The organism is Halotolerantifilum yawarlongkerapense, from assembly GCF_054506745.1.
The window spans coordinates 682613-695674 of sequence record NZ_CP199719.1; the positions used below are offsets into that span (position 1 = coordinate 682613).

Genomic DNA, 13062 nt, shown 5'->3' on the forward strand with positions numbered 1-13062 from the left:
AACAACGTGCTCAGCGCTCAGACGCTAGGCACGTTGTTTTGTTGTTAGTAGAGTTTTACCGAAACGGATTCTGCTGTAAGGTTCTTCATTCGTTGGGCCTCATCGGCTCGTTCGAGGGCAAGCCCCGTACAAAGCAAATCGATGACGTAAAGCTGTGACACCTTGGCCACAAGGGAGCCGCCATCCATGGGGTTCTCCTTTCCCGAGGTGAGCAATACATGGTCGGCCAGTTTCGTTAGGGGTGATTTCGTGTAGTTGGTGATCGCAACGACAGTAGCCTTCTGTTCTCGGGCTGCGCTGACAGCGTCCACAATATCGATCGTACTTCCCGAAAGACTGATCGCGATGACCACGCTCTCTTCATCGAGAGAGCAGGCTCGAATCATTTGAAAATGTGGATCCGTCACCACTTCAACACTCTTTCCTATGCGCATGAATCGGCTTTTGAGATCACATGCCGAGATCCCGGAGTGGCCGACCCCGTAGATGACCACATCTTTTCTCTGATCGATCAATCGGACGACCGAATCAAGCGTTTCACGATCAATCACCTCGTAAGTGTCGTTGAGCGTATCGATCATATTGCTTCGGATTTTCTCTACGTAAGTTTCATCGTGATGCGGACGGCTGATCAGCGAGAGCTCCTGGGCTGCGGCCAACTTAAAGTCCTGATAACCATTGAAACCCAGTTTCCTACAGAAACGTAGGACCGTGGCCTCGCCCACGTGACAGATTTCCGCGAGCTCCGTCAGAGAATGGTACATCACCTCATCGAGATGATCTTTGGTGTAGGCGTACAGCTTCTTATCCGATTTTGTGTAGGTATTCTTGTTCTGCTCGAGTAAAATGGATAGTTTGATTCCGTTGTTGTCTGCTATCATCTAGATCGCGCATCCCGAAGGGCTTACGCTTGTCACCTCTTCTCTTTTCTCCATCATAGCTGAAAACACCTCTTCTGTCACGTAAAGGCAAACACTGGGATGATTCCGCAGGATTGTGACCGGGCAGTCTTCTGTCACCGGACCGGTTAACAATCGCGTGAGCGCTTCGATTTTTTTCACTTTGTCGACGAGCAAAATAATATGACTCGCCCGCATGATGTTCTCGGGACCCATGGTCAGCGCACGAGTGGGTACCTCCCTAGGACTTTCGAAGAAGCGAGCGTTGTCATGACGTGTGCGTTCGGCTAACTGCACGAGATGGACTCCCTGTTCGAAGGACGTGCCCGGTTCGTTGAACCCGATATGACCGTTGGACCCGAGCCCGAGGATCTGGAGGTCCACAGGGTTCTTCCTGAGCTTGTCTTCATAGTTTGCACAGGCCTCGTCTGGAGGAAGTAGCGGATCAGGCAAATACACCTGTTCACGATTCATGTCCACGTGATCAAAAAGGTATTGGTCCATGTAATGAGCGTAAGACTGGAGAGCGCCCTCCTCCAGACCCACGTACTCATCGAGGTTGAATGTAGTCACTTCGCTAAAAGATACCGCTCCCCGCTTATAGAAACCGACGAGGTGCTCGTAGGTAGTCAGTGGCGTGGATCCGGTGGCAAGACCCAGCACAGCATTTGGTTTTTTATCGATCAGTCGACAGATGGTTCGGGCGGCGATCCACCCCATCTCGTTGCCATCGGCAACAATTTCGATGGTCATTCTGTTCTTTCGTAGCATAAGCTCCCCCTACAGTATGTCTGCATAACATTCAGTTCTCGGTCTAAGACCACCAGGTCGGCATCTCTTCCGACGGCTATTTGCCCTTTTCGATCCGCGACACCCAAAAGGCTGGCCGGGTTGATCGTCAGCGCATCGAGCGCCGTTTCTAGGGATACATTCGTTTGCTCCAGATACTCCTTCAGCGCCCGATCTTGGGATAATACACTTCCCGCTAGTGTTCCTTCTTCGGTGAGGACCCGCGATCCATCAGACATTACCTTTATTTCTCCGAGATGGTAAGTACCCGCTTCCAGCCCCTTAGCCCGCATAGCGTCAGAGACCAAAATCACCTTACTCCTTGGCTTCGATCGTGAAAAAATCTGCACCGCTTCTTTCGCAACATGTTCACCATCGGCGATCAGTTCCGTATACAGGCGATCATCGGAGAGGGCCACGCCCACGACGCCAATCTTCCTGTGATGAAGCGGGGTCATGGCGTTGTAACAGTGGGTGATACACGATAGACCCCGGTCGACCGCTTTCTTAAGTGTCTCTGGTGCAGCCACCGTATGTCCGGCACTCACGACGACCTTGTTCTCGACCAGATAGTCGATCAATTGTCCCCCTGCATCTTCCTCCGGCGCCAGGGTCACCATTTGGATATGCCCCCCTGCCCTTTGCTGGTAGTGTTCGAAACATTTGATGTCAGGCTTTTGTAGATACACCTTCTTGTGGGCCCCTGCCACTTCTGGCGACAGAAAAGGACCTTCGAGATGTACGCCCAAACATTCTGCGCCGTTCTCCAGTGAGAAGTGCGAAAGAACGGTGAGTGCCTTTTCGATCCGCTCGGGTGCATCGCTTAGCGTTGTCGCGAGAAAAGAAGTCACACCCTCTTGAGGTAAGTACATGGCGATTGCTTCGTTGCCCGTGGCATCGGCATCCATAAAATCATGTCCGCAGGCACCGTGGATGTGCTGGTCGATGAATCCGGGAACCATCATCATCCCCGACATGTCGATACCCTTCATGCCCTCGACCATGGGACCGAAACTCAGGATGCGTTGGTCCTCAATCTCCAGATAACAATTTTCCCAAAACCCTTCTAGAGTGTAAAGATTCACATGGATAAAACGCATCAGATCAACTTCCTTTCCCTCAGGTGCACGAGTAATGCTCCGTAGAGGTTGGCTTGGTTTCCACTGCTCATGAACCGCAGGGACAACCCTTCCCGATAGACGGGAATCAAGCGTTCTAACAAATGCGTTTCAATTCGACTTCGCAGGAACTCTCCCTGGGCTGTGATCCCGCCGCCGATCAAGATCAAACTGGGATTAAAAATGTGCACAAGACCTTTCAACCCCTCTGCCACGTGGATGATCCATGCATCCAGCACAGCCAAGGGTTCTTCTTCTCCCGAGCGGCAACGCTTGAAAAACACCGGCAGAACATCGATTCCAAGTTCGTGTTGTACCGCATGAGATAAGGCACTGGTCGCTGCGTATGTTTCGTAGCACCCTTTCAACCCACAGGCACAAGCCCGGCCGTTCTCATTGAGTGTCATATGTCCAAACTCAGCGGCTGATCCCCTGGCGCCCCTAAAAATTTCGCCATTGATCACAATAGCGCCACCGATGCCCGTGCCAAGGGTCAGTGCGAGAAAGGTCGTCTCATCCAGATTTTCCTTCCAGTGAGCGCCTAGGGCTGCACTATGAACGTCATTCTCCACGGTGGTGGGTACACCCAGCGCTGTCTCGAGACGTTCTTTCAAAAGAAAACCCGTGTATCCCGGAATCGCACCGGTGGCGCTGATGATTCTTCCTGTGGAAGGATCCACTTGACCTGCTGTGCTGATGGCGATTCCATCAGAAGGGTACCTTCTGAACAAATCAACCACTACCAATAGGAGTTGGTCGGCAGAAAAAGCAGACGTGTGCTCTGTCCCCTCTGCCGAGAATGAGCCGTTTTCATCGGCGAGCGCCCATTTCACGCTACTGCCACCGATATCGATGGTGAGAATCTGCATCGCGAACCTCGCTTTCTATCTTACAGGACCATAGGAGAAGGCAACTGCCTTCTCCTCTTGTTGGTCATGGCATCAGTAAGTTGGGTAGGAACATCACGATCTGTGGGAAGAGCGTCAAGACGACCAGCGTGATCACCAGTGGGATCAGGAAGGGTATGACACCACGGGTGATCGTATGCACGGGGATCTTCCCGACCCGGGACACCACGAAAAGTGCCATCCCCATGGGGGGTGTCAGTATACCGATCATTAGGTTCAAGATCACCAAAATTCCAAAGAACACTGGGTCGACCCCGGCGGTAACCACCACGGGTACCAGAATTGGGACGAGCAGTACCAGTAAGGCCAAAGCCTCGATGAAGGTTCCCAGGAAAAGAAGCAGGGCATTGATCATAAAGAGCAAGATCAGGGGGTTGTCGGAAACGGTTAAGAATAGCTGGGCAACCTTGATGGACACCTGTTCTCTCGCGATGACCTGGCCAAAGAATTCCACGCCCATGATCATGAGTACGGTCACGCCGGATATTTTCATGGCCTCAACCACACTGGCGAAAAGCTTCTTCATGGTCAATTCTTGGTAAACGAAAAACCCAAGAATGATGGCATAAATCGTTGCGATTACGCTGGCCTCTGTAGGGGTGAAATACCCCGAGAAGATCCCCCCGATAATGATCATCGGGGTGAGAAGGGCCCAGAAGGAAGACTTAAACGATACCCAACGTTCAGCGTTCGTCGCCTTCGGTGCTCTAGCGTACCCGCGCTTCTTTGCTAAGTAGTAAGCCATGACGATCAAAGAAAGGGCCGTGATCACACCAGGAACAAAACCCGCTAGAAACAGTTTGGCGATGGATTGATCGGATACGATTCCATAGATCACCAACGGTATACTCGGAGGTACCAAGGGACCGATGATACAGCTTGCAGCGGTGATACCACCGGCGTAATCATCGTCATAGCCCTCATCGCGCATGGATTTTATTTCCAATTGTCCTAGGCCGCCGGCATCAGCAAGAGCCGATCCAGACATCCCGGAAAACAAGAGGCTCGCCAGGATATTCACGTGGCCCATCCCACCCGTTAGGTGGCCCACCATGGATTTTGCGAAACCAAAAATGCGATCGGTGATCCCCGAGGAGTTCATCAGTATTCCGGTCAATGTGAAAAACGGTACCGCCAAGAGAGCGAAGCTGTCGATGCCATCGACCAGTTTGGCCCCAGCAAAGAAGACCGCATTAAAGTTCATACCCGTAAAGTACATGAGTCCACCGAAGATCAGGGCGAAGCCCACGGGAAAGCCGATGACGAGGAGAAAGAGCCAGACGCCAAAGATCAAACCGATGCTCATATCGTCATCCCCTTTCCGCGTTCTCTGTGGTCCGTTACGTTACGCTCGATATGACGGTAGATCATTAACAGCGTCGTAGCAGGTAAGGCCACGTACATATAGGCATAAGAGATCCCAAGGGAAACAATCATCACCGGGAGTTTTCTGATGGTCATGTTCACACCGATGAGCAGCATGATCACAAGAATACCCAAGACCATCATCTGAACGATGAAATCAATGTACCGCTGTACTTTCTCGGGCAGTTTCTTGACGAAAAAATCGATGTACACATGGTTGTTCTCTTTGATCGATGCGCTGACGCCCAGGTAGCCCACGTAGACGAACAAGAAGCGGGCCAACTCCTCCGATTGCTTGAGAGGCAAATCAAAAACCTGGCGCGCTAGAATCTGTGCAATTAGAACGAAAAGCATCAGGAGGAATAGACTCCCCCCGATGATCTCTTCGAAGTGCTTAAGGAAATACTTCATCTGCTATTCTCCACTCTACTATCGTGCGTCGTTGATAATTGCCAACGCTACATTGGCAACGTCTTCACCCATTTTTTCAAAGTAAGCTGGGTACGACTCAGCAACTGCTGTTCTGAATGGTGCGAGATCCGGTGTTGTGACCGCTAGACCTTCACCTTCGAAGAACGCGATGAGCTCAGCTTCTTCCTCTTGGAAAAGAGAAGTGTGGTAGGCCGCAGCCTCTTCAATCGACTCGCTCAGAACAGCTTGCATATCAGAGGGTAGCTTCTCCCATGTGTCACGGGCCACGATGTAGTTCGCATCGTTGATCACGTGGTTCGTCATGGCAATGTAGTCCTGTACCTCGTGAAACTTCACGGCTTTGATCGTAGACAGTGGATTTTCCTGTGCATCGACTGCATTCGTTTGCAGGGCTAGGTAGACTTCTGTGAAAGCCATGGGTGTTGGTGAAGCACCAACGTACTCAGCGTAGTCCAGTAATGGCTGGTGCTGGGGTGTGCGGAGCTTAAGACCCGCCATGTCGTCGATGCTTTCGATCGCCCGGTTCGACGAAGTTTGACGTGTGCCATTGTAGGCCGTTGCCATCACATTCCAATTATAATCATTGTAGAACTCCTCATGGAGACCTTGTCCATACTCCGTTTCATAGAGGACGCGGGTTAAGTGATTGTAGTCGTCAAACATATAAGCGAGACCAGCGAGTTCTGCCCGGGGCACCCAGATACCCAGTCGTCCTGTTTCTGCGAAAGTAATATCCAGTACACCAGCGGTGAGCTGCTCGAGCATCGCGCGATCATCACCTAGCTGGGAGTTGGGGAAGAGTTCGACCGTCAAGCGACCGTCGCTCTTTTCCATGGCAAGTTCCGCAAGCTTTTCTGCTGCCCTGTACTCATTGGACTGATTACCCGCTACCATTCCAAATTTCAGTACAAAGGATTCCTTCGGCTCTTCAGCCGTTACTTCCGCCGTCTCTTCATTATCATTTGTATCTGCAGGTTCTGTGCTTCCGGTATCCGTTGCACAACCGGCTAGAATGGAAAGGGACAATAGGAGAACAAGTGACAGGGCCAACCATTTTTTCATCTGTGAAACCTCCCTAGGTTATTCGATGCTCTCGCATCTTGTGGATGAACTGCTTGGTGATGAGCTGGGGTCTGGTGATCGCGCTACCCACGACAACAGCGTGAGCCCCCAGTAGAAGCGCTTCATGTGCTTTGTCTGGTGTATCGATATTCCCTTCTGCGATCACAGGGATGTTTACTGCTGCGACCATACGCTCGAGTACAGTGATCGGATCATGTCCAATCGTGTAATCCGTGTAACCCACGAGTGTCGTGGCAACGAGATCTGCTCCCAGTTTCTCGGCAAGAATTGCCTCTTCTACTGTAGAAACATCCGCCATGAACAACTGATCTGGGAAGCGCTCCTTAAGGGATCCGAAAAAAGCCTGAATCGAAGATCCATCTGGTCGAGGTCGATCGGTCGCATCGAATGCGATAATCTCGACCCCGGCACGCACGAGTGCTTCTACTTCTATCAAGGTCGGTGTGATACGCACCGGACTTTCCTCGTGGTCTACCTTGATAATCCCGATCAAAGGAAGACTTACTTCTTCTTTGATCGCTTTGATATCCTGGATTCCATTGGCTCTGATGCCGCCTGCTCCACCTTCCGCTGCGGCCCGCGCCATCTTGGACATGATGAAAGCGCTGTGGAGCGGTTCATCGGCGAGGGCTTGGCAGGAGACGATCAGTTGCCCCCTGATTTCTTCGAGTCTGTTCATAGTGTCACCATCATTACCTTCTCAACTTTTCAATTGCCTCTAGCAGGATCGGAATGTTCTCTTCCTGTCTTTGATCAAGGGGTGCGAAAGGAAACTTGCAGTATCCAGCTTCGGCGCCTTGCGCCGTGATCAGCGCTTTGATCGTTGGATAGAGACTGTTCGCGACGATTCCCTCGATCACAGACGCGATCTGATGCTGCATCTTTCTCGCCTGATCACACTTTCCTTCCCCGACTAAGGTTTGCACCCGTCTGGTCAGATCGCCCATTACATTGTATGTGCTGCCGATGACACCGTCGCATCCGAGGGTAAAACCAACGAGTGCGATCTCATCGTAACCAAAGTAGAGGAGATCATCTGGAAAAGCGTTCCGTAGTCTTTCAAACTTAGCAATATCCGCATCGGAGAACTTGATGCCCACGACACCTTCAATCGCTAAGAGCTGCCGGTACTTCTCAATATCGAAGTTCGCGCCGGCCATGGAGGGGTTCGCATAAACGATCATCGGGTGACCGATGGCTTCGTCAAGCGTTTCATAGTAGGCGCGCACTTCTTCAAAGGAAAATCTGTAATAGTAAGGTGTGATTGCAGAAATGGCTTCATAGCCGAGGTCACGCGCGTGCAAACCAAGGCGCTTGGCTTCCTCAATGTCCAGTGAGCCAATCTGAGCGATCAGCGTCACTGCATCTCCCGCTTCTTCTTTGACGATCGAAAGCGCCGAGCGTCGATCTGCTTCTGACATGAGAAATGCTTCTCCAGTCGAACCTCCAACATATAGACCATCTACCTGCATACGATCGATATTGTGGCGTACAACTTCGCGTAGTCCCTCCTCCAACAATCGACCGTCACGGTCAAAAGGTGTCACGAGGGCTGTTATGATTCCTTTCATCTCAAAGGGCCTCCTTGAAATATTTCTTCAGATTAGTTATCCATATGGAGTACAACTTCATAATACTAAGGAAACCGTTTGCTGTCAATAGAGATTTGGTGTTTATATTCTTTTTTATATTATTTTTGGAGTTTTGCTCCTATCTGCGCTTCATGGATTTGGTCAAAAGGAAAAACACCCCGCTCCTACCCTCGCGAGAGGGTAAGAACAGAGTGTCCCTTGTCATTAAAAATAGACGCGATCCAAATGATCAATCAAACTCTTGCGTAGTTTCTCCAACTCTTCCCTGTAGTTCTCAGCACCATTCGACGGTGTACGATCGTTAACAAATCGGCCCCTGTTCTCTGCTCCCCAAAAGCCAGCGGTATCATCATCCATCACCGCGAAAGCTTCCATGTAGCGATCCCAAGCTTCATCGTTGATCCCCACACCATCTCCCATATAGCCCCGACCACCGCCGAGGAAACCTGCATTCATAATCGTGTAAAAGGACTTGTCCGCGAGCAATCCCTCAAGTCCGTTTTCTGTATCGCGGTAGGCAAACTGCTTGGCGAAGACCGTTTCCATGTACCCCTTTACGATCGCCGTGGGCGTATCGTGCCAGTTGGGATAGGAGAAGATCAGGTGGTCGGCTGCAGCCACCAGATCCTGTTCCGCAGCGATGGTCGCCGAGGCTTCACCAGTACCATCCTTGGCATAATAAAAATCCTCCAGACTCAGTACGGGGTTGAAGTCCATCGCGTACAGGTCGCGGATCTCCACCTCCATTCCCTGCGCCTCCAAATGCTTCATCGCCGTGAAGACCAGATCGTACTGGACGCTGTACTTTCTCGGATCCCCAACGATAAAGAGGGCTTTCTCCCGGTCGCCATCGGTAAAGCCTCCGGGTTCATAGGTACTGATCAGCTCATCGGGCACGATCGATGCGGAGGTCGTTCCATCGACGCTAGCCGACGAGGCTGCATCCACCTCTGTCTCTTCCGATAGTTCCGCTGCAGGTGCATCTTCTACCGACACCGCTTCAGCGGCGGCCGTCGATGCGTCGGATGTACACCCGACAGATCCAATCGCCACTAAGGCGACTACCAAACAGATCATCCATTTTTTACTCATATGCTTCCTCCCAAATTAAACGCCTAGTTTAGTTGTATGAGTCGATTAACTTTTCAACGAAAAACTGTAGCTCTTCACGTAAGATTTCATTCTTTCTCTTGACCATAGCACAGTGAATCCGTAAGTTCTGGTCTTCAAAGGGTATTCTCGCCAAATCACTGTGAATTTTTTTCTTGCATTTCCAATCAATTTCTAAGGCAAACGAAGGCAAAGCGTGGAGCGCATCGTTATAGGTTTTATTCCCGCTGGCCATCAAGACCTTTGCTGTTTCAGGAACGCCAAGAAAACGTAGTTCCTGTTCCAACGTAAACATCCCCTGGAAGAAATAGGTCTTCTTCACATGAAATAGTGCTTCCAGATCCCCCCGCGTCAAACGCGGTTTCAAGCTCAACTCATGGTTCGTGCTCATATGTACCATCATTTGACCGGAGAACAAATCTTCCTTTTCCAATCCTTCAGCGGCCAAAAAACCATCGAGCTTCTTACTTTGAAAATCACTGTAGATGATAATCCCTAGATCGCAAATCCTTCCGGAGACCTTGTCCACCGCTTCTTCGATGCCCACTTCATATAGCTCAAAGGAGACGTTCTCTTGATTGTACCTTCTGCAGATTTCGAAAAACTGATGATTGATTACCTCGCTACCAAATGAAGCGATCTTGATCATATGCTCATTGACTCTCGTCAGCAGCCTGTTCTCAGTCATTTCAAAATGTCGCACCAAGGATTTTGCATGATGGTAAACCTCCATGCCGTAGGGTGTTAAGGTAACACCGCGGTTTGTTCTATGAAAGATCTCTTTTCCAATCTCTGATTCAAGCTTTTGTATCTGATTGCTTAGGTTCGGCTGGGATAAATAAAGATTCGTAGCAGCTCTCGAGATACTGCCCGTTTCTACAATTTCAACAATGTACCGCAACTGATGAAACTCCATGGTCAACTCCCTTTCCGATCATTTCGTTATAATTATAACTAAGTTCATCATACGTTAGCTTCCTTCTCGAAGCAATACGTCTGGCCATATCGATTCTTAGGTGCCGGCACAACAGAGGCGCTCAGACGATGACCTGACTGCTCTGCACGCATGAATGCGGCAGGTTCCTTGCGCAATATTTTGTGAGCCGTTTGGAGACTCAACACTCAATTGTCACTGTGGACCATATAGCGCGTTATTTTTCTCCTGAGATGGCATTCGTACTGTTGATCTACCCTTCTACGAGCAGAACAAGCGCCTGGAGTGTTTTGGTTCGAACGGCATTTAAAAAGGCCGCAACCTCATAAGAGGCCACGACCGGACTAAGGGGAATATCATCTGTTTGAACGACTCGTTCCATGTAGAGAGTAGTACCCCAGACAGTGATTACCAGAATTCAACGGTCACCACTCCATGAGCAGGTACATTGAAAATCCGAGAACTATCACCTTTAAAGCAAAATAGTGCGCTCCTCCGCATACGCCTCGGAACATTTGATAAAATTTACAAAAAATTCACATCTCACCGAATTATTGTTGCTTCAGAATTAAGTCTCGCTCTCGTACCACGATTAAAACCGTGGGTTCTCTCGCGAATTCTTTATCATTTTGTGCGAACATGTACAGAGAGAGCATAGACACATTGCAGTTACCTTGGGCGAGTTAATTGAGTGTGCTTCTACATGTAACGGTAAACGATCGACTATAGATGATGATGAAACCCAACCTTCAGAATCCGATGACCCGCGTGAAAGCCCGCGCTTTCGATCGCACCCTGCGAGGCCAGGTTGGTAATAGAAGTGGAGCAGATGGGCGTTCGGCCATAACGGATACACTCTTCTTTCAGATCAGTCAAGATAGCGGTGGCCAACCCCTGTTTCCTTTGGTCCACAGCCACCGAAACGCCGAGGTGGTCAAAGCCCTCTCGCCTCTCATCTCGACGTACTTCACCGGTGGCGATAAGACGGCGGCTTCTCTCGTAAAGGTACAACTGACTACGATCAATCAACCCTCTGTAGTAGGGAGCCACCCACTCCTCCAAGGGACCCAAGTGCACCTCATGATAGCTCAGTACCCTAGCGAAATCTTGGTCGGTAGCCGATCGTTTTAGGATCTCTTCGAAAGGCCACTCGCTCCTTGCATTCTTCAGGTGCTGGTACAAGAGCGTGTGCAGAGTCATTTCCCGGGCATTGTCTAAGAAAAGCGGCAGACTCTTAAGATCGAGCGAACAGGCAAAGCCCTCCACAATCCCTCGGTCTTCAAGCAAGCTTTTGAAGATTTTTCGATCCCACTCGCGATGGTACTCGGAAAGATGAAAGGCGAGTAGCCGGTTCTCTTCATCCACACTAAAGAACCCCACCGGTCTCCCGTTTAACAGGATCTCTTGGTGGTTCGCTGGTGCGATGATCGCCTGCTGCCACATATCGTCCATCGGGAGCAAAAGGCCATCAAAAAATGAATGTAGATCCGGATCGATTGTCTTCCGGTATGCAAGCTCATTAGTCAAGAACCTTCCTCCCTTCTTGGTACGTTCCTGATCAATCGAGCTTCTCGATCTCCGTCACACACTGGGTCTTGATCGTCTCGACGAGAAACTGCAGCGCATCGATCACGTGGGGGCGAATGTCACCGCCGACGAGAACGTACATGATGTCGTCGCCTACCTCCAGGTAACCCTCGTTCATCCAGACGCGCACGTGGAAGATCCCCTCCATCTTTTTCGTTTCTTCGATGGCGGCTTCCACCTTTTGAGCGTCGTAGCCAAAGGTCATGCCGGTCACCTGCGACCCATCGTCAATGCCCTGTCGGACCTTGACCTTGGGCGACTGTCTGACGACACCATTGTGGACGAGATACATGCCTTCTTGTAAAGCAGACGGATCTGCCTTAGACTCTTTTAACCAAACATCGATCGACGGTGCGGATTTTTTCATCGTGTTCCCTCCATTTTCTTTAAGTAATCATCGCAATGCTGGTGCATACCATGGGCTGAGGCGTTACTCGTCCAACAGGCCAATGGTCCTCTCGTACTCCTTTTGACTCGGTGCAAATCCCTTCTCCTTAGCTGGAAACTGCCGGTCGAAGACCTCCAAAGCATCGTGATCCGGGTCGTCAAGGATATTGGAAAACTGAGCGTAACCGCTGAGCCCTTCCAGTGCTCCTTCGTAGAGGGGAAGCACCAGGAGACCCTTGTAGAACTTTCCATCGGGCATCGAGATCCCGTACTTCTTCCCGCCCGCGAAACCATAGGGCTCGTAATGGTAGGGATAACCCAGGGTCAAAATCGCCCTGTGTCCTTGGGCTATCGCCACCGAAATCGAATGCTCGATCAGTCTCTTGCCCAGCCCTTGTCGGTGCAGACCGGGTAAGATGCTCACGGGACCAAAGGTGATGGTCTCCACCTCGCCTTGGTTTTCGGTCATGATCTTCGACCGGGTGTAAAAGATACTCCCGACGATCTCTCTGTCGACCTCGATGACAAAGGTCAGATCCGGCAGGAAGTCGGGATGTTCCCTCATCTCGTGAATGACAAAATGCTCAAAACACCCCGGAAAATACAGATTCCAAAAGGCCTCGCGCGCCACTGTCTCCACCCTTCGGTAGTCCTCCGGCTTTTCCTTTCTGATGACAAAGTCCATCGGTTTTCCTCCTCTACTGATGCGACCTCAAGATGCCTGTTGCTATTCACATTTTACCATACCCTCCAGTAGCCGCTTACCAAGAGTTTCCTTGACTTTAATTTTTTCTAAAGGTTCTTGTGGTATCATGGCCCTGTCGAAAAAAAGACAAGAGAAAAGAATGAGAGGATGCA

General features: G+C 50.5%; 14 protein-coding genes. All 14 read right to left on the reverse strand.

The features are described 5' to 3' along the window. Window positions 1-44: 44 nt before the first annotated feature. Window positions 45-881 carry a MurR/RpiR family transcriptional regulator gene (locus ACULM0_RS03305; RefSeq protein WP_463679045.1) on the reverse strand — a complete coding sequence of 279 codons (837 nt, stop codon included), beginning with the start codon at window positions 879-881 and terminating at the stop codon, window positions 45-47. Beyond that, the gene (locus ACULM0_RS03310) at window positions 882-1670 is read right to left on the reverse strand and encodes a glucosamine-6-phosphate deaminase (RefSeq protein ID WP_463679046.1); all 789 of its coding nucleotides are present in this window, start codon (window positions 1668-1670) and stop codon (window positions 882-884) included. It abuts the gene before it with no gap. Then, window positions 1649-2788, reverse strand: a complete 1140-nt coding sequence (gene nagA, locus ACULM0_RS03315) for an N-acetylglucosamine-6-phosphate deacetylase (protein WP_463679047.1) — start codon at window positions 2786-2788, stop codon at window positions 1649-1651. Before nagA ends, ACULM0_RS03310 begins: the two co-directional genes overlap by 22 nt. Beyond that, the gene (locus ACULM0_RS03320; protein WP_463679048.1) at window positions 2788-3675 is read right to left on the reverse strand and encodes an ROK family protein; all 888 of its coding nucleotides are present in this window, start codon (window positions 3673-3675) and stop codon (window positions 2788-2790) included. Before ACULM0_RS03320 ends, nagA begins: the two co-directional genes overlap by 1 nt. 64 nt (window positions 3676-3739) lie before the next feature. Next, window positions 3740-5020 carry a TRAP transporter large permease gene (locus ACULM0_RS03325; protein ID WP_463679049.1) on the reverse strand — a complete coding sequence of 427 codons (1281 nt, stop codon included), beginning with the start codon at window positions 5018-5020 and terminating at the stop codon, window positions 3740-3742. Then, complete coding sequence (locus tag ACULM0_RS03330; RefSeq protein WP_463679050.1) at window positions 5017-5490, reverse strand: TRAP transporter small permease; 474 nt, start codon at window positions 5488-5490, stop codon at window positions 5017-5019. The genes ACULM0_RS03325 and ACULM0_RS03330 overlap by 4 nt, the downstream gene beginning before the upstream one ends. 18 nt (window positions 5491-5508) lie before the next feature. Next, a complete protein-coding gene (locus tag ACULM0_RS03335) occupies window positions 5509-6573 on the reverse strand; it encodes a sialic acid TRAP transporter substrate-binding protein SiaP (protein ID WP_463679051.1) in 1065 nt (354 codons plus the stop codon). A gap of 13 nt (window positions 6574-6586) precedes the next feature. Next, on the reverse strand, window positions 6587-7273 hold the full coding sequence (locus ACULM0_RS03340; RefSeq protein WP_463679052.1) for an N-acetylmannosamine-6-phosphate 2-epimerase: 687 nt from the start codon (window positions 7271-7273) through the stop codon (window positions 6587-6589). A 13-nt stretch (window positions 7274-7286) separates the two neighbouring features. After that, entirely contained in the window at window positions 7287-8165 is an 879-nt protein-coding gene (locus tag ACULM0_RS03345; protein WP_463679053.1) for an N-acetylneuraminate lyase, read from the reverse strand. 225 nt (window positions 8166-8390) lie between these two features. After that, a complete protein-coding gene (locus ACULM0_RS03350) occupies window positions 8391-9278 on the reverse strand; it encodes an NAD(P)H-dependent oxidoreductase (protein WP_463679054.1) in 888 nt (295 codons plus the stop codon). Window positions 9279-9306: 28 nt separating this feature from the next. Beyond that, a complete protein-coding gene (locus tag ACULM0_RS03355) occupies window positions 9307-10212 on the reverse strand; it encodes a LysR family transcriptional regulator (RefSeq protein ID WP_463679055.1) in 906 nt (301 codons plus the stop codon). A gap of 741 nt (window positions 10213-10953) precedes the next feature. After that, window positions 10954-11757, reverse strand: a complete 804-nt coding sequence (locus tag ACULM0_RS03360) for a GNAT family N-acetyltransferase (protein ID WP_463679056.1) — start codon at window positions 11755-11757, stop codon at window positions 10954-10956. A 31-nt stretch (window positions 11758-11788) separates the two neighbouring features. Further along, window positions 11789-12184, reverse strand: coding sequence for a molybdenum cofactor biosynthesis protein MoaE (locus tag ACULM0_RS03365; protein WP_463679057.1), 396 nt, complete (start codon window positions 12182-12184; stop codon window positions 11789-11791). A gap of 63 nt (window positions 12185-12247) precedes the next feature. Next, window positions 12248-12889: a GNAT family N-acetyltransferase gene (locus tag ACULM0_RS03370; protein WP_463679058.1), complete on the reverse strand. Its 642-nt coding sequence runs from the start codon at window positions 12887-12889 to the stop codon at window positions 12248-12250. Between the last annotated feature and the right edge of the window lie 173 nt (window positions 12890-13062).

Bases quoted from the DNA above. Each gene is read 5' to 3' on its own strand.
- ACULM0_RS03305 (WP_463679045.1), bottom strand. From the start codon at position 881: ATGATAGCAGACAACAACGGAATCAAACTATCCATTTTACTCGAGCAG.
- ACULM0_RS03310 (WP_463679046.1), bottom strand. From the start codon at position 1,670: ATGCTACGAAAGAACAGAATGACCATCGAAATTGTTGCCGATGGCAAC.
- nagA (WP_463679047.1), bottom strand. From the start codon at position 2,788: ATGCGTTTTATCCATGTGAATCTTTACACTCTAGAAGGGTTTTGGGAA.
- ACULM0_RS03320 (WP_463679048.1), bottom strand. From the start codon at position 3,675: ATGCAGATTCTCACCATCGATATCGGTGGCAGTAGCGTGAAATGGGCG.
- ACULM0_RS03325 (WP_463679049.1), bottom strand. From the start codon at position 5,020: ATGAGCATCGGTTTGATCTTTGGCGTCTGGCTCTTTCTCCTCGTCATC.
- ACULM0_RS03330 (WP_463679050.1), bottom strand. From the start codon at position 5,490: ATGAAGTATTTCCTTAAGCACTTCGAAGAGATCATCGGGGGGAGTCTA.
- ACULM0_RS03335 (WP_463679051.1), bottom strand. From the start codon at position 6,573: ATGAAAAAATGGTTGGCCCTGTCACTTGTTCTCCTATTGTCCCTTTCC.
- ACULM0_RS03340 (WP_463679052.1), bottom strand. From the start codon at position 7,273: ATGAACAGACTCGAAGAAATCAGGGGGCAACTGATCGTCTCCTGCCAA.
- ACULM0_RS03345 (WP_463679053.1), bottom strand. From the start codon at position 8,165: ATGAAAGGAATCATAACAGCCCTCGTGACACCTTTTGACCGTGACGGT.
- ACULM0_RS03350 (WP_463679054.1), bottom strand. From the start codon at position 9,278: ATGAGTAAAAAATGGATGATCTGTTTGGTAGTCGCCTTAGTGGCGATT.
- ACULM0_RS03355 (WP_463679055.1), bottom strand. From the start codon at position 10,212: ATGGAGTTTCATCAGTTGCGGTACATTGTTGAAATTGTAGAAACGGGC.
- ACULM0_RS03365 (WP_463679057.1), bottom strand. From the start codon at position 12,184: ATGAAAAAATCCGCACCGTCGATCGATGTTTGGTTAAAAGAGTCTAAG.
- ACULM0_RS03370 (WP_463679058.1), bottom strand. From the start codon at position 12,889: ATGGACTTTGTCATCAGAAAGGAAAAGCCGGAGGACTACCGAAGGGTG.